The sequence below is a fragment of the Dyadobacter frigoris genome, from assembly GCF_005280585.1.
In the GTDB taxonomy this organism is placed as follows: domain Bacteria; phylum Bacteroidota; class Bacteroidia; order Cytophagales; family Spirosomataceae; genus Dyadobacter; species Dyadobacter frigoris.
Window position 1 is genome coordinate 14,646 of record NZ_SZVO01000009.1, and the last position, 23,410, is coordinate 38,055.

The window sequence follows — 23,410 nt, forward strand, 5'->3', positions numbered from 1 at the left end:
CAGAATGGCCAAACAAAGCGCAGGAATCCTGTTATTCAGAATAAAATCAGAACCCGAAGTTTTCCTGGTGCATCCCGGCGGGCCGTTTTTTGCAAAAAAGGATCTCGGTGTCTGGTCTATTCCAAAAGGTGAATTTGATCATACTGAAACAGCTATTGACGCGGCAAAAAGAGAGTTTGAAGAGGAGACCGGGAAAGCACCGGAAGGAGAATTTATTCAGCTGAAACCTATCACACAAAAAAGTGGAAAAGTAGTACATGCCTGGGCTATCGAAGGAGATATTGATGCGGAAAATATTGTGAGTAATACGTTTGAAATGATCTGGCCGCCCAATTCAGGAAAAATGAAAGAATTTCCGGAAAATGATAAAGGGGAATGGTTTACGATTGAAGAAGCAAAATTAAAGATTAATGAACGGCAGATCCTGCTGCTTAATGAGCTTAATACTTTGATATAGTAAATCACTATTTTCTATTAAGAATAAAGCTAAATGATGCATGAAAAAGAGAGGAGCTGTTTCATCTTTAAATTTTTCATGCATCATTTTAGCAATTATCCTGACAAAAAAAGAAGGCTATTTCGCAAGGAAAAAGTCAAGCAAACCTTTTTGAACCTGATCTGTTGCTTCCTGCACAACCCAGTGCCCTGAACCCATAATTTTGACTTCACTTACATTTGTTGCTACCAATAAAGAATGTTCTTTTAAAAATGCAGCTGCGAAATATTCCCCGCCCATCGCGAGCAGAGGCATGGGAAGCTTCTTTTTTGCAAATTCAACATTATCAATCGCATCTTGTTTAAATGCACCAAACCAATGGAAACTTCCTGTTGTACCGCCGGGAACTGCATAGGCGCGTACGAACTCATCTGTTTCCTGTATGGTAAAAGGTTCTTTAACATGACCAACCATCGGCCAGAAATTAGTCAGGAATTCTCTTTCCTTACCATTAACAATACTCCCGGATGCTGGCCATCCAAAAAATCCAAACCACCAGGCGCTTGCGGAAACCTGGCTCCACACCGGTTCAATTCCAGGAAGTAGCGCATCAAGCAAAGCGATTTTTTTTACTTCGGAGGGAAATTGAGCGGCATAAGCGTAGGCTACCATCAAACCTATATCGTGACCAACCAGGTTAATGTTGTTATATCCAAGCTTTTTCATCAGCTCGTGAAGATCGGTTGCCATCGTTTTTTTGTCATAACCGCTTTCCGGCTTGTCGGATTCTCCTACGCCGCGCAAATCCGGTGCGATAACGGTAAAATGTTTGGAAAGTTCGGGTAAAAGCCTGTTCCACATAAACCAGTTTTGGCCGAAACCATGCACCAATAGCAAAGGTTCACCCTTTCCACCAATGACATAATGAATTTTTACACCGTTCACAACGGCTGTCTGATGTTTGAAATTCACTGGCGGATCCGCCGGCTTAGTATCTGCCGGGTTATGTTTATGATCAAAAACGGCTGCCTTGATTTCTTTTTCGGGAATGAAAAAGGTGAAAAAAAAGAAGGTGAAAAGTGAGAGATAAAGGGATGGGAATCTTCTGCCTGGAGCAATGGTTTTCCGGTGAAAGGTGGCTGGTTTCATAAGATGGATTTGATAAATGTGAAATATAATTGGTGCTTAAAAGTTAAGTCAGTTCTGCTTTTGCAACCATTTAAGCGCATAATCAGCAACTTCCTGCCAGCCATCCTGACCCAGCACAAAATGTGTCCTGCCTTCAAATTTTTTATAGTCCGTAACGGAACCGCTGCTTTTATACCGGGTGTAGTTGGCATAATTCAGCGAAGCCGGAATGGTATGATCGGCCGTTCCTGAAATCAGCAGGAGAGGAGCGTGCGGCTTTTCAAAGTCGATTTTGGCAATTTTGGTAATGGTGTCCCGCACAACCATTTTTGATTCAGGAATTGCCAGTTTGTAATATCCTTCTTTTTGAATTTCCATTGATAAGCCATTCGTAAAAGCATATCGCCATTGTCGGAAAGACATCAGAAAACTTTTATTTACGGGTGTGAAAAATCCCAGCGGCCCCCAGCCGGCAATAAGAAATGATAATTGAAATGTAATAATGCCCTGCGGGGGAACGGAATGAATCGCGACCGCCGCAGTTGCCAAATCACGCTGTAACAAGATCTGGCAGATAAGTCCACCGATGGAATGACCTATCAAAATGGGCTTTTCCGGTAAATCGGAAGCAATCTCTGCATAGTATTCTATAAGTTCGGATAGCCGCATGGAGGCTACCAGCGTATCAGGATGGCGGTTACGAAGATCTTCCGCCGTGGCATTTTTATTGGGCCAGGCGGGAGCCAACGTCCGGTATCCCTTATTTTCAAAATAAGTTTTCCATTCATCCCAGCAGACATTGCTGACAAAGGCTCCGGTAATAAACAGAATCGTTTTAGAAGGAAGGACTTTCATATCGGCTAAGTTGATTTGTCAGATAAAGACCAAAATGTATGCCCTGCTGGTAAACGGTTATATTACAGTTAGTTGTCGTGTTTATGTTAAAAAATGCAACGATATATCGTTTTTGATGAAGAAAACAGACGAAATAAAGTTTGACGGCACCAGGTAGTAATTTGAAGGTTGACGTATAATAATAATTTCAATGATTTTATTTAATATTACTATGTCTACATCAGCAAATTAGCACAGATTACAGTGCCGGTTAATAATTCGGACAATTTTTCCTGGTTTTTGGTATACTTTATGATTGAAATGCATAAATACTCTTACCGTTATGCTGAAATTCATTCCTGTTTTTTGCATTTTCTTTCTGTTGACCTGGACAGCGTCTGCGGATGTTCCTAGCTATTACGTTGTCAAAGATGCGGTACCTCTTTTATTACGTTTAAAAAATAGCAAGCCGGATACATCCAAAGTAACACTTCTATTAGAGCTGAGTTATCACTATATCCACCGACTTGAAAGAAGGCCGATTGACCTTGATAGTGCGATTTTTTACGCCAGAGCGGCTGAAAATTTAAGCGGGAAGCTTGGTTATTTCAAAGGGATCGGCCATGCTTATTTACTTTCATCGTGGATTTTTCCTCAAAAAAATAATTTTATTCAGGGCAAAGTATATGCTCTTAAAGCCGTGGATAATTTTCAAAAACATGAAGATGATATCTTAATGGCGGAGAGTTATTTTTCCCTTGCGGGTTTTTACTCAATGTTAAATGAAGAATTAAATGAACGGATCAGACTTGACCAGTTATCGTTGTATTATTTTCGAAAGGCAGGGTTTAAGGAAAAAGAGGGCCACGTTTTGAAAGAAATAGGTGATTTGTATTTGTTAAAGGATGATCTGGCCCAGGCTTTGGGAAGTTTAAAGCATGCTTTGCGAGTTTATAAATCTATTAATTATCCGCATTTGCAAGGGATTTATGATCTTTTGGGACGGGTTTATGCAGATTTGGGATCTCCGCGGGAGGGTTTGAAATATGGTTTGCTGGCGGTTAATACTGCAAAAAAAGTGCACGATACAAGCTTGCAGCAGTGTACCATTTACAATCGTGTAGGAATGACCTATTTTGATTTGGGGGACTTTGAAAAAGCCGAGAGATATTATTCGCATTCGTTGAAAATTGCCGAAGAATTCAAAGATCTGGAATCGATTTATGAAGTAGCTTCCAATAAAGCATTTACATTGATTAGACTTAACAGGCAATCTGAATCCTTGAAACTCTTAAATGATATTGTAAAAAAATATCCTGTCGTAAGTAACAAGGCACGAATGATGGTCGATCCCGTATTTATTTCAACTTTAATACAGCTGAAACAAAATGTGAAGGCGGAAAAGTATTGTGATGATTTACTGGAAATTGCCTCAAAGTCTTCATCCAATCAAGAGATGCTTAACAAAATTTACAGTATCATTATTCCATTTTACCTGGCAGCGCGGGATTATGCAAAATCCGGGAAATATCTGCCGTTGCATTTGGAACTGGCGAAAAAATCGAATAACAGAAAAAGTAAATATGCCAATTTTTTATGGCAATCCAGATTGGACTCAGCCAGAGGGAATTACGTTGCAGCCATGGCAAATTATCAGGAGTACAATTCATTAAAAGATTCTGTTTTTAACCAGACTAAAATACAGGAAATAAGTCAACTTGAAGTAATTTACGATATTGAAAAAAAAGATGAAAATATTGAACTGCTGACCAGGCAATCGCAGCTGCAAACAGGAATGCTTAAACAGGCTTCGCTCGTTCAGAAAATAACGCTGGTCAGTATTGCGATGCTGCTGGTCATACTTTCGCTGCTATACAACAGCTACCGGCTGAATCAGAAGATCAATCACAACATGCAGGTTCAGCAGGAAGAGATCAACCGGAAAAATATTTCGCTGAGTCATTTGGTAATCGAAAAAGAGTGGCTGATCAAGGAAATTCATCATCGGGTGAAAAATAATCTGCATATGGTTGCCGGATTGCTTGATTCTCAGTCTGAATTTTTAAAAACGGATGAAGCAAAAATGGCCATAAGCGATAGTCAGCACAGGATACAATCCATGTCCATGATTCACCAGAAATTGTATCAGACCGAAAATATGTCTACAATTGACATTTCTTCCTATGTACACGAAATGGTTGAATACCTGAAAGATTCTTTCGATTCGAAGCAGTCGATCATATTTAATCTTCAGATCGAGCGTGTTGAAATGAATATCAGCTACTCCATTCCGCTTGGGCTTATTCTTAATGAAGCGATTACGAATGCGATAAAATATGCCTTTCCCGGCGACAGAGGCGGAATTATTACGATCATTCTTGAACAGACAATGCCTGAAAATTTTATTCTCAGCATTTCTGATAATGGCATAGGGATAAATAATGATTTTGATATACAGAAAAACAGCACGTTCGGACTGGCCCTTATTCAGGGACTTTGTGATGACATTGATGGTAAATTGGTTATCAACAGCCAGAAAGGGACAGAGATCAGAATTAGTTTTATATATCAGCCCGAAGCTCATGCAGAATCTATTGCCTGAAAAATACCCAACTCCTAAATCTTAACGGAATAAATGAACCAGAAAATACTCATTGTTGAAGATCAGTTTATTGAGGCAAATCACCTTCGGTTAATGCTGCAAAGAGCCGGTTATGGTGTTTGCGGTATCGCGCGGTCGGTGGATCAGGCGGAAGAACTCGTGGAATCGGAAAAGCCAAATCTGGTTTTGCTGGATATATTTCTGACAGGGAAAAGAACAGGTATTGAACTTGCCGAAAAGCTTCGGGATAGCAATATCCCGTTTATTTATCTTTCCGCAAATTCCAACGAAGAGGTGTTGAACGCAGCAAAAGCAACGCATCCCAACGGATTTCTGGTAAAACCATTTAGAGAAAAAGATTTACTTGTTGCATTGCAAATAGCGGAATATCATCATGAAAACGGGCTTGAATCAAGACTTCGAAAGGAATCCTTTTTTCAAAAACAACTTACCGAAATTAATAGTGAAAAGGCCGGTTGGGAGCAAAAATTATTGAAAGTTGCCCAGGCATTGCAGCCGCTTATTCCTTTTGACTACATGGTGGCCGGTTACTCAGGAGAGGGGAAATTTATGTCTAATAATGCCCTTTTCTTTTTAAGAATTGGTTTTAATGAATACCAGGTTACGGGCATGGAAGGTTTGCAAATGGTTGCGAACCTGAAAATGGACGAGCTGAGCTCTTCACAGACAAAAACGGTTGTTGGTCCCGAAGTGACTTTTTTTAACGGGGCGTCTTTTAAAAAACTTTGCAGTGTACCGTCTATGCGTAAAGTTATTGCCGATACATTTCACATGAATGCGGTGTTGATTTTTCCGCTGCCCGAGATTTCTGATGAAGGAAAAATCTTTTTTTTCTCGTTTTACAGCCGCAGAAATGATACCTATGCGGAAGAGCATGTGGCGCTGTGTAATCGAATACAATCTGTTTTGACAAAGTCTGTGCAAAATATGCTGAAAGTTGAAACGGTGCCACCATCGGAAATTGATATAGCTTTTCCTCCAGAAATCTCGTCTCAAAGTCAGTCAGTCACTATTTTTGATGGGATTGTGGGGCAAAGCCATTTATTGCTGAATGTTTTTGATCTGATCAATCAGGTGGCGCCGGGTGATACTTCGGTTTTAATAACGGGCGAAAGCGGCACCGGAAAGGAAAGGATTGCTGACAGTATTCATGCACTTTCTTCCAGAAAAGGGAAGCCGTTCGTAAAAGTAAACTGTGCTGCGCTTCCTGTCAATTTAATTGAATCCGAGCTTTTTGGCCATGAAAAAGGTGCTTTTACAGGCGCGACAGAAAGAAGGGTCGGACGGTTTGAACAGGCAGATACCGGAACCATTTTCCTGGATGAAATAGGAGATATGCCTTTGGAAATGCAGGTGAAACTTCTGCGTGTTTTGCAGGAGAAAGAAATTGAGCGCATAGGAGGGAAATCTACGATCAAAGTTAATATCCGGATTATCGCGGCTACGAACAGAAATCTGGAAAAGGAAGTCGCAGAAGGCAGATTTCGTCTTGATCTGTATTACCGGTTAAATGTTTTTCCTTTACAACTTCCATCTTTGTCAGAGAGGAAAGAAGATATTCCTTCGCTTGTCGACCATTTTATACGTTATTATAGTCGGAAAACAGGAAGAAAAATTTCCGGTGTTTCGGATCGCGTAATGAAAAATCTGCTGGCTTATGACTGGCCGGGAAATATCCGCGAACTGGAAAATCTAATCGAAAGAAGCGTTTTGCTTGCCAAAGGGCTGGTCATTGAGGACGCTACACTGCCTTTGATGAGAACCAAAAAAACAACCAGTCAGGAAGAAGACGGACGGATGAAGACTATTTTTGAAAATGAGCGTGATCACATTATCGCTGTACTTAAAAAATGTAACGGCCGAATCCGTGGTGCATTTGGAGCCGCTGAAATACTGGATATTCCACCGACAACGTTAGGCTCAAAAATGAAAAAGCTGGGAATCAAAAGAGAATTTGTTTCCTAGAAAAATTTTCAAATTTTTTCGGATAAATGCTACGAGAAATTAAAGGAATTTAAAAAGCAATTTTATTTCGTTTGTTTGTCCGGGAGATAACGAAATATCGTTTTTAAATGATTGCGTTTTTGGTTTAAATATCTGTAAGTAAGTAATTTAAATATGTGGTATGCGCTTTGTCCATTAAATTAAAAGACAAAGCACAATTCCATCATTATTAGAACGTCATGATCACTTCTATTCCCCTAAACCGCCAGGATTACGCAAAATCCGGTAATAATTTCCGGTCAGTTATTCCTGCCAAACAGGAAAGAACTCCGCTTGAAATTCATCCCATTGATTCTGGCAGAAGTAAAATTTGTTCCGAAAATAATATTATGCACCGGCATAATCATTTTGAAATTGTATGGATTACTCAGGGAACAGGCCAGTTTGCTATCGACACAGAAAATTATGACATTTCTGAAAATCTTGTTTTTTGTCTGAACCCCGGGAAAGTGCACCAACTCAAAGGAGATGAAAATCTTAAAGGTTTTGTGTTTTCATTTCAAAAAGAATTTCTTTATACGGGAAGAGACGCTGTTAACGGGAATTTTTTCTACGATGAATCTTTTCGTGGTAACCTGGATTTTTCTGTCATCCGGATCAATTCTGACATGCAGATGGAGATAATGGGAATTGTCAGAAACATGCAGCGGGAACTGGCGAATATTTCATTTTTGCAGCATGACGTACTGAGGGGATTTCTATATATTTTTCTTATTTACCTTACCCGGCAGCGGGACTCTTCTTATACTTCCCCGGCAATGCCGCAAAGCTGCGGCCTGACGAAAAAATTCTTTTCATTGCTGGAAAATACCTATACCATCAATCACAGAGTATCTGATTTTGCGTCTTTGCTTTCCATAACACCAAACTATCTGAATGAAAGAGTCAAAAGGGATTCAGGATATTCGGCCAGTCACAATATACACCAGCGTATTATATTGGAAGCAAAGCGTTTAATTATCTGTAAAAATCTTACACTCAAAGAAACCGCCTATCATCTTGGTTTTGATGATACGGCTTATTTCAGCAAGTTTTTTAAGAAAATATCAGGTTTTAATTTTACAGATTTTAAACTAAAATTAACAAAATAACCTGTTTTTTAATTGCGGCTCATGGTAAGTCGAACAAACTTATTCAGGTAAATAAATAGTAAATACTGCGCCATTCTCCGGCTGGCTCGTGGCCGAAATTGCTCCACCGTGGTTTGACGCTACTTTTTCACAAATGGCAAGACCTATACCAGTTCCTGCAAATTCACTTCTTCCATGAAGGCGCTGGAAAACCTGGAAAATCCTGTCTGCATATTTTTGATCAAAGCCAATTCCGTTATCGGAAACTTTAATCCGGGAATAATTGGCAGCAGCTTTGGCAGGTTTAACATTTGTTGGTAATTGGTAAGCATGGATACTATCCGCGCTTATTTTAATTATCGGAGCAATATTTGGATGTTTGAATTTCAGTGCGTTGCTGATCAGATTTTGAAAAAGCTGACCCAGTTGAGATTCGTCTCCGTTAATGACCGGAAGCTGATTAACCGCAATTGCCGCACCCGTTTCCTCAATTGTTAATTCCAGATCTGAAAGCACTGCATCCACAACTTTTGAAAGGGGAATCCTTTCGGTGTTATCCTGTTTGGTTGAAATTCTGGAAAAAGTTAAAAGATCCTGGATCAGCACCGACATACGGTTTGCGGCAGTTTGCATACGTTCGATCAGGTGAATTCCTTCGCCAAGATCTTTATTGTACCTACTGCTGAGCAAGTTGCCAAAAGACTGGATTTTCCGTAACGGTTCTTGTAAATCGTGCGAAGCGATGTATGCAAACTGCTGAAGATTCTGGTTAGACTGGGTCAGAAGATAATTGGATTCCGCCAGTTCTTCATTGGTTGCCATATATTCTTCATTAATAGCAGCAAGTTCTTCATTGATAACTTCCAGTTCCTCCGTGCGTTCCTGGACCTGTTGTTCCAGACCTATTTGAAGCAATCTTTGTTCAGTAACATCCTGCGCTGTTCCACGCATCAGATAAGCTTTTCCTTCCTGGTTGAAAAACGCTCTTCCGCGTGCCTGTAATATTCTGCGCTGACCTGTGCTCTGGCTGGTTACAACGTATTCTTCCGCATAGTATCCGTCTGAATTATCTGCCAATGCGTCAGTGATACTTTGCTGAACCCTTGATCTGTCTTTTTCATCCATGACATTCATAAATTCCGTCAGCCCGATGTATTGCTTTTCAAATCCAAACCATTTCCCCATACGCTCCGAATACGTTACAGTCATGCTGACAGGATTAAGAAGCCATGTGCCAAGTTCAGCTAATTCGACAGCGTCCCGAAGACTTTCCTCTGCTTCTTCCAGTTTTTGCCTTGCCAGAACTTGATCAGTAACCTCCGTAGCTGTCACAATAATGCCATAACGGTCTCCATTTATATCGGTGAGCGGTTTGTAAATGTGGTTGTAATAACGGGTATAGGGTTTACCGTGTCGGATCAGTTCTATTTTTTCTTCGGGTTCGTGAAAAACATCTCCGGTATGTAAAACATGCAAAAGCCTTTCCATCGTAGGGCTATTGGCAAGTTCAGGAATAGCATCCATAACAACTTTTCCAAGAATGGATGCATCCTTTCCAACCATATCGATCATGACATCGTTGGCTGTTCTTATTCTCATTTCTTCGCCGATAAGTACGAATTTGGCAATTGGAGAATTATCAATAACACTTCGGGCAAACAGTTCGCTGTCTTCCAGTTGCTGCCTTGCCCTTACTGCTTCTGTCACATCGACACTCACATCCAGAATGGCAAAAACTTTTCCGTCCTTATCAAAAAGTGGAGTGTAGGTGAAATCGTATAAATTATGGGTCATTACGCCATGTTTCACAATATCGACCAGGGCAGCATCGCTTTTGTACATTTCACCTGATGTGAAAACCTGATCAAGAATTTTAAGGAATGCCTGATTCTGAAGTTCAGGCATCACTTCACGAAGTGGTTTTCCTGCAATGTCATTACCCTTTCCAATGATATTGATGAAAGCCTGATTGGGCATCTCCACAATCATATCCGCACCTGTAAAAACGACCATTCCGGCAGGTGCAGCTTCAAGGACAGCGCGTAATTTAGATTCACTTTCTTCCAGTGCTTTCCGTGCAAGGACCTCACTGGTTACGTCTGCCGCCATATCCATGACAGCGTAGATTTCACCATTTTTATTCCTTAAAGGTTTGTAGGTGTAATCGTAATAATAAGTGCCGATTTTACCATCAACCTCCAATTGTGCAGGTTCACTTTTGCCTACATAGGTTTCACCGGTTGTGAAAACATGATCCAGGATTTGTAAAAACGGTTGACCAATAAGCTCGGGAACAGCATCTTTTAAAGGTTTGCCCAGTAAAGATTTATCTTTCCCCCAATATTGAATCATTCTCTCATTGGCCACCTCAACAACCAATTCCCGACCGATCAACACGCAAGTTGCAACTGGCGCTTCTTCAATCAGTGAACGGAATTTTGCTTCGCTGGATTCAACTGCTTTTTTTGCAATAACCTGTGCAGTGACCTCGTTGGCCATAATGATAATTCCGGATATGTTATTGGATTTATCCCATAACGGAGTGTAAATGAAATCAAAATATCTATCTTCCGATATGCCGTTAATGATCAGTTTAGCCAAAACGTTAGTCCCGAAAAATGGTTCTCCGGTGTCATAAACGTTATGGAGTAATTGCATAAAACCTTGCTCCTGAATTTCGGGCAGTACTTCCAGAATGGTTTTTCCAATAGCGGATTTATCTTTTCCCCAGATTTCGAAAATTCTGTCGTTCCCAATTTCGAGGATCATATCCCTTCCTCGCAGCAAGCCAATCGCCATCGGAGATTGTTCCACCATTGTTTGAAAACGGGTTTCACTATTTTTCACATCGGTAATATCGCGTGCAATAGCCAGTACACTTTCTATTGAGCCATTTTCGCTAAATTCTGGAATCAGCCTCGAATGAAAAAAAAATTCTCCATGAGACGTGGCGCAGGAATTGTAATATTCCTGCGGTTTTCCAGTTTCGAAAATCTTACTCAAATTATACGGATCCGAAATGAAATCCGGCTTACCCATTTCGCCAATGGTTTTTTCTAAAATAAAATCATTGGAAATGCCTGTTTTTTCTTCGTAAGCGGCATTGGCAAATAACAGTTTTAAATCTTTATCCCAACGTGTTATAATATCCGGCGTGTTGTCAACCAGCGTTCTAATTTTTTCCTCGTTTTCGCGTAACAGCTGCCGGTTCTGTGCATCCTGCGATACATTTTGTGCAGTACCCAGAAATCTTTCCGGTTTTCCGTTTTTATCAAAATATGCTGATCCTTTACAATGCAGCCATCTGGTCTGTCCATCGATATTTGATATTACCCGAAATTCAACATTGTACGGTTTTCTTATATAACCATCCAGGGCCAGTTTTACACCTTCGTCAACCCGTTTTTTATCATCATGATGAATCAGCGACAATACCAGTTCATAAGGAACAATGTCTTCACCGGAAAATCCATATAAAACCTTCGTCCGTTCGCACCAGCGCACAGTATTATTTGATAAATCCAGTTCCCAGGTACCAACAGATGCGGCTTCAAGAGCCAATTCCAGTCTTTCTACTTCGACGTTGCTATTTGGGCTAAAAGGCTTGTTCTGGCCGTTCATTGATAAAAATAAATTATTGGTTACGGAAATAGTTGATCGTAAGGTTTGAATTTTTCGGTACCTGTTTACCGCCAATTATCGGTAAATCAATAAAAAATATTTTGTTATAAATTCCGTTCCAGAGCAGTACTATTCGTTTTCAATCTTATTCTATCGCCGGATTATTTTTTAAAAGCCTTTTTCAATTCATCAGCCGCATAAGCATGAGCTTCCTTTGCCAGGGGAACAATAATAGCCATTCCGAAAAACTCATGTGTTACACCTGAATAATTTTTGGAATCTACTTTATCATCAGCCGCTTTTAATTTATCAGCAAGCAATTGACTATTGCACTTTGCAATGGATCAATTTCATCTGTGATAATGGTTGTGGATGGCAATCCTTTTAGGTTAGCGTTAACAAGACTGATCCTTGGATCTTTCGCTTCTGCCATGTTGTTCAAATAATTTTTCACAAACCATTCCATCATGGGCTTAACCAAAGGTTTGGCCATCGCATTTTTCTGATAAGACTTTGTATTCATATCCGAACCGGCAACACGATCTTTTTTGGTTTTCCCAGCAAGTGAATCCGAAGTCGATCCTTTCTCGGAACCGCTGCCGCATGATGTTAAGAGGAATAAACCCAGCGCCGTGGCAAAAGATAATTTTACTGTTTTAACAAGGTGATTTTTAATTTTTCCGGTTGATGATTTAATAATTATTTTTAGGTTGATGAAAATGTTTTTTCGATACACTTACGCAAACAAGTGAAATAAGGATTAACAATATTATCAAAAATTTGAAATTGAAAAGGATAATGAAATGGTGTTTTGTCACCTGATGGTGAATATTCTCAACGGCTAAACTTGTTTGATATGCCAAAAATAAAATTTTATATAAATCTGCAATTCGTGTTTTTTGTAATAAGTAATTAATATGTTTGTATTATTTGCAAAATAAAATATTGACTCTTCTGAATTTTATTAGGTTTTATATTAATTGTAACCCGCTGTGTTAATTCAGGCTTTACATAACGAAAAAGAATTGCTTGTACTTGCTTCCCAGGCTGACCAGGGTGCATTTACAACACTTTTTCATATGTACAAAAATAAGCTGTATGCTTATGTTTTGAGGTTGACAGAATCAGAAATGCTTGCGGAAGATATTGTTCAGGATGTTTTTATGAAACTCTGGAACGATCATGATTCGTTAATTAATATTGATAATTTCGGCAGTTACCTTTTCAGGATGTCAAAAAATCATGTTATCAACCATTTCAAAAGAATGGCTCACGAAACCCTGATTATGGCTGAGCTATTCCACAAGAATCCCGTTGGGCATAACGAGACTCAGGAAATTCTTGCTTTGAAAGATATAGAAAAAATTCTTGGAGAAATTCTTGAAAAACTTCCTCCCCAACAAAAAGCAGTTTACTATTTAAGCAGGGAAGAGGGCAGATCCCACGATGAAATTGCCAATTTGCTTAAAATATCCCCGAATACCGTCAAAAATCACATTGTTCAGGCAATGTCTACAATTCGTATACAACTGCGAAAACATGCGGATACGATGTTACTTGTAGCCGCTATAATTTCCTTCAAAAAATAATTTTACTTTTTTTTCTCTCCTACTAGTCCCTTCGTCTTTCTTGTTTGTCTTTTATTTGGTGATACTTGATATTGTCTTTATTTATATTGGAGTAATATTGAAAATATCAGAATATTAAATAAGTATTTGACGAGATTCGTATATATATCATGCATTTAAACAGGATTTATTTTCTGACAGAAAAGTTTTTCAGAAATGCATGCAGCGTTGCTGAAAAGCAGGAGCTGGCTGTCTGGATAAAAGAAAATCCTGATGAAGGATTGTCCGGTATTCTGGAAAATGCCTGGGATGATTTTGATAGTCAGGCGAAGATGCCGGACCATGTTTCTGACAGGATACTGAGTACTATTTTCCCAACGGAAGAAAAATCCTTATCATATGAATTTAGCGACGAGAATGATATTTCTTCGTTTCATCTTTGGGCTAAAATAGCCGTCGCCGCAGTTTTGATTATGGCAATCGGTATGTACTGGTGGTCGGGTATCAGGGAGACGAATAAAATGGCAATGAAAAATATTCCGTCGACGCTTGTTGCAGATCTTCCTCCGGGTGGAAACAAAGCGATTTTAACCCTTGGCGACGGATCCAATATTATTCTGGATAGCGCAGGAAATGGAAATCTGGCAAGCCAGGGAAATACAAGTATCACAAAATCGGGAACGGGCGAATTAGTTTATAAATCCAATGATCAGGCTGCCGGGGCTGTGGTGTACAATAAAGTCAGCACACCAAAAGGAGGGCAATACCATATTGTTTTACCGGATGGTTCCAAAGTTTGGCTTAATGCAGCTTCCAGTCTGAGATTCCCAACTGCATTTACGGGTAAGGAACGCCGGGTAGAAATTACAGGAGAAGTGTATTTCGAAGTGGCGCATGACGCTAAAATGCCATTCATCGTAAAGGCCTATGAAGCCGAAGTTGCCGTACTGGGAACACATTTTAATGTGATGGCTTATCCGGACGAAAAGGTAATGAAAACCACGCTTTTGGAAGGATCTGTGAAAGTAAGCAGAGCGGGCAAATCCGCCTTGCTTGGTCCGGGACAGCAGGCAAGGCTTACAAATGCATCTGATAACATCAGAGTTTTGGATGATGTGGATACAGACAAAGAAATGGCCTGGAAAACTGGATATTTTCAGTTTGAGAATGATAATCTGGAAAGTATCATGCGTCAGGTTTCACGCTGGTATGATGTGGATATTACGTATGAAGGAAATGCAAGCCGGGAACATTTTACGGGACGATTACCCAGAAACGCAAATGTTTCCAAAGTATTGAAAATATTATCACTCAGCGGAGTAAAATTCAGGATTGAAGGAAAATCAATTATTGTAACACCATAACCCGGATAAGCTTATGACAAAATAGACACCTTTACATGTAGGAAAACTGGTGTTGTCTCTGAGGCTTTCTATAAAGCAAAAAAAGAACGGGAACGTTGCGACCGCTCCCGATTCTCAAAAGAGTCAGCATTACTTAACAATTATCTCAAACCGTTTAGTACCAACCCAAGAACAAAAGTATGAATCACAACTCTTTTATCCAAAAGAGGCGGGGGCCGTCGTATATAGCCGACAGGTATGCCCGCTTCCTGCCAACCAGAACTATTTTGGTTATGAAACTGATCTTTATTTTTTCGCTGGCTTTTTGTTTGCAGGTAAGCGCCAGCAGCTCTGCCCAGAAAATTACGCTTGTAGCACAAAATGCTTCTTTGGAAAAAGTGCTTAAAAACATTGAAAAGCAAAGCGGATATTCATTCTGGTACAAAACCGAGCTGATGCAAAAGTCGGAAAAAGTTACAATTTCGATCAAGGACAGCAGCCTGGAAGAGGCACTGGCCAAGTGTTTGAAAAACCAGCCTTTTGAATATTCGATCGTAGACCAGACGGTTGTGTTGCAACCCAAAAAAATATCCAAGATCGTGGAACCGGTGAAACAGATTCTGGAAGTGATTAAGGGACAGGTTCTTGGATCGGACGGGAAACCTTTGATTGGAGTAACCGTGGTCGTGAAAGCAAGTAAATTGGGAACAACGACGGATACCGAGGGTACTTTTACAGTGAACGCCACAGATACAGACGTGCTTGTTTTTTCCTATATCGGATTTAATACCAAAGAAGTGCTTGTGGGCAAGCAGAGTAATATTTCGGTTTCCATGACGGAAAGCAATACGACTTTGGGCGAGGTTGCTGTAATTGGATACGGAACGCAATCGCGCAAAACTTTGACCAGTGCCGTAACAACCGTGAAAGCGGAGGAAATGAATAAAGGAGCGATCACGGATGTGGGGCAACTTTTGCAGGGTAAGGTTCCGGGTTTGAATATTACAGCAAGTGGTGATCCGAACAAACCAGCCGCGGTCGTGCTTCGCGGTGCGTCTACTATCAACAGTTCACAAGGTCCCTTTTATGTAATTGACAACATTCCGGGAGCAGATATTTCCACGATTGCGCCAGATGATATCGCCTCCATCGATATTTTGAAAGACGCCGCAGCAACCGCTATTTATGGTAATCGTGCTGCAAACGGGGTAATTATGGTAACCACGAAAAAGGGTAAAAAGGGAGAAATGAAGATTTCATACAATGGTTATGTGGGGATCGAAAAAGTTTCGAACAAACTGGATATGATGAGTGGAGCCCAGCTTCGTGCTTTTCTTGACAAAAACGGAGTAGGTCTTTCCCCAAAAGATGATCTGGGAGCTGATACAGACTGGCAGTCCGCGGTTCAGAAAAAAACGGCGGTTTCAACAAATCATAACCTTTCTTTCAGTGGAGGAACAGAGCACAGTACGTATAGTGCCAGTTTGAATTATGTAAATAAGGAAGGGATTTTATTGAACAGTTCTTTGAAACGATTCATCGGTCGTCTGTCCCTTCAGCAATATGCCTTCAAGGATAAATTGAAGTTTGGATTAACGGTTACAAACTCAAACAGCACTGCGAACGATATTCCTTTCAGGAATACTGTTTTGCTGCAATCGGTTTCTTATCTGCCCGTTTCTCCAATCAAAAATGCAGATGGCAGTTATTTTGAAAATCAGGATCATACAGATTATTACAATCCGGTTTCGATGATCAAAAACAGCCAAAACAGTACAAAAACGAATAATTTGACAGGAAGTTTTACTACGGAAGTGAAGTTGCCTTTCGGGTTGATGTACAATTTGAATCTTTCCTATTTGAACACAACCTCGCTTGGCGGTACTTATTTCAACAAATATTTTACAGATCATTACAACAATATGTATGACAATCCGGAACCGGGTTTGGGATATCATACGCAGCAATCTTTTGGGGCCAACGGTCAGGCAAACAGAAGTTCATACCGTAATTCAAGCAAGATCCTTGAAACATTCCTGACCTGGAATAAAGAATTCGGCGATCATTCTTTGAATGTTGTAGCAGGTTATTCTTGGCAGGATTATATCATCGGTGAAGGTTTTCAGGTGACGACCAGTAATTTACCTGTTGACAATATTTCTTATAACAACCTTGCGCTTAGTAATCCTTACGGTGTTTCCGGTTTTCAGATCGGTTTTGGAGCGGATGGCGTGTATCAGCAAACACGTTTGATCTCTGATTTTGCGAGATTTAACTACAATTTCAAAAACAAATATCTTTTGCAGGGATCTGTGAGAAGAGACGGAAGTTCTGTTTTTGGGAAGAATAATCAATGGGGGTATTTCCCTTCTGTTGGGGCGGCATGGAGAATTACGGAAGAAGGATTTATGGCCGGACAGAAAGTATTCAGCGAACTTAAATTGCGCGGAAGTTATGGCGTGACGGGTAACGCAACAGGTTTTGGTGCATACACAACTCAGTTTTTGTCGGGTAGCTTAGGGACTTATTATTACAACGGAACACTCAATGCAGCACTTGGACCAACACAGGCTGCGAATCCGGATTTGAAATGGGAAAAAACAGCGACCAGCAACTTGGGAATTGACTTTGCAGTTTTGGGTGGAAGGTTGAGCGGTACATTGGAATTGTATAATAAAAATACAACCGGAATGATTTACTCTTACAGCGTAGATCCGATTTTGGTACCGACGGGAAAAATCACAACCAACGGCGGAAGTATCAATAACAAAGGAATTGAGCTAAGTCTGAACGCGGTTGTTTTTGATAAAGGTCCTTTCCGCTGGACAACCGGATTAAATCTTGCACATAATAAAAATACAGTAACAAGTTTGACGAACCCGCTTTTTGCAGGTGGAGACTCGGTACTTTTAGCAAATCCGGAAGGGTTGGGACAATCAAGTCATTCGCTTGAAATTCTGAAAGCGGGAAAACCTTTGGGACAGTTTTTCTCCTTGCAATATGCGGGTAAAAATGCAGATGGAGTTTCTCAGTTTGTAGGTGGTGATGGCCAGTTGACCACTACACCTTCTATCGGGGTTGATTATAAATACATTGGAAATGCACAGCCAAAACTTTTGGCAGGTTGGTCAAACAGCTTCCGTTACAGGAATTTTGACCTGAATATTTTCCTCCGCGGAGCATTCGGAAACAAGATTTTCAACGCGACACGTGCCGATCTTTTCAGACCAAACACAGCACAGTACACCAATATTCTGGTAGATGCCGGAGGAGAATCGATGGCTGATTACAATTCATATCAGTATTCTTCAAGGTTCGTGGAAAGTGGTAGTTACCTGAGATTTGATAATGCGACTTTGGGATATAATTTCAAAAACCTGGGTTCAAGCATCAAAAATCTTCGTGTCTATACTTCGGTTAATAACCTGTTTGTCATCACAAAATACAATGGTGTTGACCCGGAAATTAATCAGGGAGGTCTTGCGCCGGGAGTTGATTCCAACAACTTCTATCCTAAAACAAGAACTTTCCTTTTGGGAGTGAATGTATCATTCTGATTTTAAAACCTAGATATCATGAGAAAGTCATATATAAAAATAATTCTATCAGCAGTATTACTTGGGACGATGGTTTCCTGTCATGATCTTGACGTGCCGGTAACTTCGGAACTTACACCTGATGTTTTTCCAACGGATGCTGCTCAGTTTATCAGTGCCGCTGGACCTGCATATGTTGCTTTGAGAGGAAATATTTCAGTTGAATTTTTTCACCTGCAAACGTTGAGTACTGACGAAGCAATTTTCCCAGCAAAAGGCGGAAACTGGTACAATGGAGCAGAATTTAAGGATTTGCACTTGCATACCTGGACAAAAGATCACAGCACGGTTACTGGAAACTGGACCTGGTTGAGTACGATTATCGGAACGGTGAACCAGTCACTTTCCATTCTGGAAACTAATATGCCAGCCGGGACTTCAAAAACCCAGACATTGGCTGAACTGAAAATGGTGCGTGCGCTGGCTTATTTCTGGATGATGGACAGCTTCGGAAACGTTCCAATTATTACTACTTATGGAGATTATAGCGCACATCCAAATGCAAAACGCGCAGAAGTTTTTACTTTTCTGGAAACGGAAATAAAAGCAGTACTTCCGGATTTGAGTGATGTTGTTGATGTTTCAACTTATGGCCGTCCAACCAAATATCTTGCGCAGGCTTTGCTTGCCAAAATGTATCTGAATGCCGAAGTTTATACAGGTACTGCGCGTAATGCGGACTGTATCTCAGCGTGTGATGCGATTATCAGTTCGGGTAAATTTTCATTGGAACCGGCCGTTTCGTATCTGCAAATGTTTTATCCAAACAACGGTCCTCAGATGAAGGAATTTGTTTTTGCAATTCCTTTTGATGCAACGGCTACCAACAGTTTTCCTTTTAGAGCTACCAACCTTCATTCACGTTATGACGTGCCGAGAGGAATGGTTGCAAAGTTTAAAATGCCTTTTACACCGGATGCTGCGGTAAGTACATTACCTGAATTTTATAAATATTTCAACGATGCCAATGACATCAGAAATAAAGAATGGCTGACGGGTTTGCAGTTTTATGATGACGGGACGCCGGTTACGGTTACTACAACTAAAAAGGGGTATGACCAGTTTTATACCGGTTCTGATCCTTCGACGCCTTACACGTATCAAATCAATATTACACCGGAAGTGACTTTGAGACAAGATGTTGCGTCTTTTGATGTTGGTAATGACGAGCTGGCCTGGAATATGGGATATAGAAATATAAAGTTCCATCCGGATGCTACTTCTTTGAACAGAAACCAGAATAATGATGTGCCGATTTTCCGTTATGCGGATGCGCTTTTGATGAAAGCAGAAGCAATTCAGCGAGGCGGCGCGGCAACTTCGGGTGCAACTGCTTTGTCTCTTGTTAACTCGGTGCGAACTGCAAGATCTGCCGCAGCTTTGACGACGGTTGATCTGGAGGCTATTTATGGAGAAAGAATTCGTGAGTTCGCTTCTGAAATGTGGCACAGAAATGACATGATCCGCTTCGGGAAATTTGAAAATAAATGGGGTTATAAAACCAATGCGGACATTACGAAACGCATTTTCCCAATTCCTAATTCTGCACTTTTACTTAACCCGGCTCTGGTTCAAAATCCCGGTTATTGATTAATTTATTTCTCCGTATCCGTGACCGGATACGGAGAAAATTTTCTTTCGGTCTCTGTTTTTAGAGGCTTTTGAAATTCTACTATCGTTCTGATTCAATCTCAGCAACAGTTTATTTTATCAATATTACAAAATGAAAATCATTCGAAAAGGTTGTTTTTCTCTTCATATCGGAGGGGAGACGGGACGATTCTGCTTTCTGATTTTGCTATTATGTTTTACATTTTCATCAAAAGCACAAGGAATATCTGAAACAGGAAAGGGGCTGATTGGCAGAGTGATTCCTTCACATGCGTCTCATTTTGAAGTTGAGGAACTGGCAGCAAAATCAGGGAAAGACGAATTTGAAATTGAAAGTAAAAACAACAAGATAATTCTACGCGGAACAAGCGGCGTGGCCGTCGCATCCGCGTTGTATCATTACCTGACAGAATACGCACGCTGCCAGATTACATGGAATGGTACAAATCTTGATTTGCCGGAAAAGTTGCCTGTTGTGCCTTCTAAAATCAGAAAAGTGACCGTTTATAATTACCGCTATTATCTCAATTACTGCACCTTCAATTACAGCATGAGCTGGTGGGACTGGGAAAGATGGCAGAAAGAAATTGACTGGATGGCCTTGCATGGAATCAATATGCCGCTTGCGATAACGGGTGAAGAATATACCTGGCTGGAAGTTTATAAAGAGATGGGTTTCAGTGCCAATGATCTTAAAGATTTTTTTAGCGGACCGGCATATTTCGGCTGGTTCTGGATGGGGAATCTGGATGGCTGGGGTGGTCCGTTACCGCAAAAATGGATGGAAGGCCATAAAATTTTACAACAACAAATTGTAAAGCGTGAACGTGAATTAGGGATGAAAACGGTTTTGCCAGCATTTACCGGCCACGTTCCGGCTGCTTTTAAAAAGAAATTTCCGAAAGCTGTTTTAAAGTCGACCAACTGGACAAATGGTTTTGGTGATACCTACATTCTTGATTCCCAGGATCCTCTTTTTGCTGAAATCGGAAAGAAGTTTTTGGCCAAACAGACAGACTTGTACGGTACGGATCATCTTTATTCTGCCGATACGTTTAATGAAAATGAACCGCCAACAGATGATCCGGAATATCTGTCTAAGTTAAGTGAAAGAATTTACGACGGAATGAAACAGGCAGATCCGGAAGCAGTATGGGTCATGCAGGGCTGGCTTTTTTATAGTGACCGGAAATTCTGGAAGGCGCCGCAGATTGAAGCGTTGTTGAAAGCTGTTCCAGATGATAAAATGATTTTGCTGGACCTGGCGGCAGAAATTGAACCCGTATGGAAACGAACCGATGGATTTTACGGCAAACCATGGATTTGGAATATGCTCAATAATTTCGGAGGAAATGTCAATCTTTTTGGCCGAATGGAAGGTGTTGCCAGCGGTCCTTCGGCAGCCTGGAAAGATCTGAATAAAAAACGGCTGGAAGGAATTGGCCTTACGATGGAAGCCATCGAACAAAACCCGGTGATTTATGAACTGATGATGGAACATACCTGGCAAACAGAACCGATCCAGCTGGATGCATGGCTCAAAAAATATACCCGAAACCGATATGGAAACGAAGATGCGGATCTTCTTAATGCCTGGCAGATTTTGAGACAAACCGTTTATAATGGAAAGGAAATACGAGATGGCGCAGAATCCATTATTACAGGAAGACCAACGCTGGATTCGACGACAGTGTGGACAAGAACGAAATTGAATTATGCCCCCAAGGATCTTCTGCCAGCCTGGGACTTATTTATTAAATCTGCAAAAAATGGAAATAAAGCAGATGGTTTTCAATATGATCTGACGGACGTTTCCAGGCAGGTGCTCGCTAATTATGCGTTGGTAATTCAGAAGAAATGGGTGGCTGCATTTAAATCAAAAGATAAAAAGGCTTTCCAGAAATATAGTGCGCAATTTACGGATCTGATCAATGATATGGATTTGTTACTTGCAACCCGGAAAGATTTTTTGTTGGGCCCATGGCTTGCTGACGCGCGGAAATGGGGTTCAAACGCAGAAGAAAAGACATTGTATGAAAAAAATGCAAGAGATCTGATCACACTCTGGGGAGATGCTGATAGTCCGCTGCACGAATATTCGAACCGGCAATGGAGTGGTTTGCTTAATGATTTTTACAAGGTACGCTGGCAGAAATTTTTTGCCATGCTGGATTCGTCCTTGACAAACGGATCAGTTCCTGATTTTAAATCCTTCGAAAAAAATATTTCGCAATGGGAATGGGACTGGGTGAATGAGCAGAAAGTGTTCACGGTTACAGAAAAAGGAAATAGCGTGGAGATAGCATTGAAAATGCATGCAAAGTATCATCAGCAAATTGAAAAAGATTACCACAATAACTGACTACATGAACGATCCACTCAATAAAAATCAGGAATCCCAACGTTTAATTTCCCTTGACGCCTTACGTGGTTTTGATATGTTCTGGATCATTGGCGGTGAGCACATTATTCATGCGCTGGCTGAATTGACTGGTTGGTCTGTCTTAATCTGGATTTCAGCGCAAATGCACCACACTGTCTGGAATGGCTGTACTTTTTACGATATGATTTTCCCGTTATTTCTTTTTATTTCAGGTGTTTCCATGCCTTTCTCTTTTGGGAAAAAACTGATTGCAGCTAACGTAAAAAGTACTTTTGAACTTCCAGGAGATGTAAAAAGAAAGGTTTATGTGGATATGTTGAGAAGAACGATGATTCTCGTTTTCCTGGGATTGATCGTAAACGGACTTTTCAAATTTAACGGATACGAAAATACCAGGTTCGCCAGTGTTTTAGGAAGAATTGGAATTGCCTGGTTCTTCGCCGGGTTGATTTATCTAAACTGCAATCTGAAAAAGCAGGTTATCTGGTTTTGTTTTATTTTGATCGGTTATTGGCTTGCTATGATATTAATCCCTGTTCCCGGTTTTGGTGCAGGGGATCTGACAATGGAAGGCTCATTGGAATCTTATATTGACAGGGTTCTTTTACCCGGAAGACTGCATAGTAAAGTTCATGATCCCGAAGGGGTTTTATCCACAATTCCTGCTGTTGCGACTGGTTTACTGGGGATATTTACCGGTACCTTTATTAAAGAAAAACGCTATAATCCATTAAAAAGCGTGTATTTTTTACTTTTGGCATCTGTCTTACTCATTTTACTAGGTCTTACCTGGGATTGTGTTTTTCCAATCAATAAAAGATTGTGGAGCAGTTCTTTCGTATTATTTGCAGGTGGATATAGTATCGCTTTTTTTGCATTATTCTATCTTATTATCGACGTGTTGGGTTGGAAAAAGTGGACTTTCCCATTTCTGCTGATCGGGATGAATTCTATCGTAATTTATATGGCTGTTGAGGGTGTGCTCAACTTTGGATATACAGCTGATTTTATTTTTGGAGGATTAATAAACTTAGCTGCCGCACCGTTTCATGTTTTATTAAAAGCAATTTCAGTAATTATTATTGAGCTCATATTTCTCTATTTCCTTTATCGAAACAAGCTATTTTTGAAGGTTTAAATTATCTTCAAAAACATTTTTTAACCTTTTTGACAAAGTAGATCATAGCAAACTA

The 23,410-nt window shown here is 40.4% G+C and carries 15 protein-coding genes; 10 read left to right on the top strand and 5 right to left on the bottom strand.

Going from position 1 to position 23,410, the window contains the following annotated elements; genetic code table 11:
- The first annotated feature begins 4 nt into the window (after nucleotides 1-4).
- The gene (locus tag FDK13_RS18970; protein WP_137341594.1) at nucleotides 5-457 is read left to right on the top strand and encodes an NUDIX hydrolase; all 453 of its coding nucleotides are present in this window, start codon (nucleotides 5-7) and stop codon (nucleotides 455-457) included.
- Nucleotides 458-574: 117 nt separating this feature from the next.
- On the opposite strand, the gene FDK13_RS18975 is transcribed toward FDK13_RS18970, so the two are convergent.
- Together FDK13_RS18975 and FDK13_RS18980 are read right to left on the bottom strand one after the other, a co-directional pair.
- Nucleotides 575-1,585, bottom strand: a complete 1,011-nt coding sequence (locus tag FDK13_RS18975; RefSeq protein ID WP_137341595.1) for an alpha/beta fold hydrolase — start codon at nucleotides 1,583-1,585, stop codon at nucleotides 575-577.
- A 48-nt stretch (nucleotides 1,586-1,633) separates the two neighbouring features.
- Nucleotides 1,634-2,419: an alpha/beta hydrolase gene (locus FDK13_RS18980; protein ID WP_137341596.1), complete on the bottom strand. Its 786-nt coding sequence runs from the start codon at nucleotides 2,417-2,419 to the stop codon at nucleotides 1,634-1,636.
- Nucleotides 2,420-2,741: 322 nt separating this feature from the next.
- On the opposite strand from FDK13_RS18980, the gene FDK13_RS18985 reads away from it, so the two are divergent.
- From FDK13_RS18985 to FDK13_RS18995, 3 genes are all read left to right on the top strand, one after another.
- Complete coding sequence (locus FDK13_RS18985; RefSeq protein ID WP_137341597.1) at nucleotides 2,742-5,000, top strand: tetratricopeptide repeat-containing sensor histidine kinase; 2,259 nt, start codon at nucleotides 2,742-2,744, stop codon at nucleotides 4,998-5,000.
- Nucleotides 5,001-5,033: 33 nt separating this feature from the next.
- Nucleotides 5,034-6,986 carry a sigma 54-interacting response regulator gene (locus FDK13_RS18990; RefSeq protein ID WP_137341598.1) on the top strand — a complete coding sequence of 651 codons (1,953 nt, stop codon included), beginning with the start codon at nucleotides 5,034-5,036 and terminating at the stop codon, nucleotides 6,984-6,986.
- Nucleotides 6,987-7,204: 218 nt separating this feature from the next.
- On the top strand, nucleotides 7,205-8,116 hold the full coding sequence (locus tag FDK13_RS18995) for an AraC family transcriptional regulator (protein WP_137341599.1): 912 nt from the start codon (nucleotides 7,205-7,207) through the stop codon (nucleotides 8,114-8,116).
- 39 nt (nucleotides 8,117-8,155) lie between these two features.
- Here FDK13_RS18995 and FDK13_RS19000 read toward each other — a convergent pair whose 3' ends face one another.
- The 3 genes from FDK13_RS19000 to FDK13_RS35845 all read right to left on the bottom strand — a co-directional run bounded on the left by FDK13_RS19000 (nucleotide 8,156) and on the right by FDK13_RS35845 (nucleotide 12,452).
- On the bottom strand, nucleotides 8,156-11,716 hold the full coding sequence (locus FDK13_RS19000; protein ID WP_137341600.1) for a PAS domain S-box protein: 3,561 nt from the start codon (nucleotides 11,714-11,716) through the stop codon (nucleotides 8,156-8,158).
- A 161-nt stretch (nucleotides 11,717-11,877) separates the two neighbouring features.
- Nucleotides 11,878-12,036, bottom strand: coding sequence for a hypothetical protein (locus FDK13_RS35840; protein ID WP_220417386.1), 159 nt, complete (start codon nucleotides 12,034-12,036; stop codon nucleotides 11,878-11,880).
- Entirely contained in the window at nucleotides 12,018-12,452 is a 435-nt protein-coding gene (locus FDK13_RS35845; protein ID WP_220417387.1) for an alpha/beta hydrolase fold domain-containing protein, read from the bottom strand. Before FDK13_RS35845 ends, FDK13_RS35840 begins: the two co-directional genes overlap by 19 nt.
- Nucleotides 12,453-12,708: 256 nt before the next feature.
- Between FDK13_RS35845 and FDK13_RS19010 the strand changes: the two genes are divergently transcribed.
- From FDK13_RS19010 to FDK13_RS19035, 6 genes are all read left to right on the top strand, one after another.
- Entirely contained in the window at nucleotides 12,709-13,305 is a 597-nt protein-coding gene (locus tag FDK13_RS19010) for an RNA polymerase sigma factor (RefSeq protein ID WP_137341601.1), read from the top strand.
- 149 nt (nucleotides 13,306-13,454) lie between these two features.
- Nucleotides 13,455-14,648: a FecR family protein gene (locus FDK13_RS19015; protein WP_137341602.1), complete on the top strand. Its 1,194-nt coding sequence runs from the start codon at nucleotides 13,455-13,457 to the stop codon at nucleotides 14,646-14,648.
- A gap of 179 nt (nucleotides 14,649-14,827) precedes the next feature.
- Nucleotides 14,828-18,184, top strand: a complete 3,357-nt coding sequence (locus FDK13_RS19020) for a TonB-dependent receptor (RefSeq protein WP_229216102.1) — start codon at nucleotides 14,828-14,830, stop codon at nucleotides 18,182-18,184.
- 18 nt (nucleotides 18,185-18,202) lie between these two features.
- The gene (locus FDK13_RS19025) at nucleotides 18,203-19,813 is read left to right on the top strand and encodes a RagB/SusD family nutrient uptake outer membrane protein (RefSeq protein ID WP_137341603.1); all 1,611 of its coding nucleotides are present in this window, start codon (nucleotides 18,203-18,205) and stop codon (nucleotides 19,811-19,813) included.
- Between the two features lie 133 nt (nucleotides 19,814-19,946).
- Complete coding sequence (locus FDK13_RS19030; protein WP_137341604.1) at nucleotides 19,947-22,196, top strand: alpha-N-acetylglucosaminidase; 2,250 nt, start codon at nucleotides 19,947-19,949, stop codon at nucleotides 22,194-22,196.
- Nucleotides 22,197-22,200: 4 nt separating this feature from the next.
- A complete protein-coding gene (locus FDK13_RS19035; RefSeq protein WP_137341605.1) occupies nucleotides 22,201-23,355 on the top strand; it encodes an acyltransferase family protein in 1,155 nt (384 codons plus the stop codon).
- The last annotated feature ends 55 nt before the right edge of the window (nucleotides 23,356-23,410 follow it).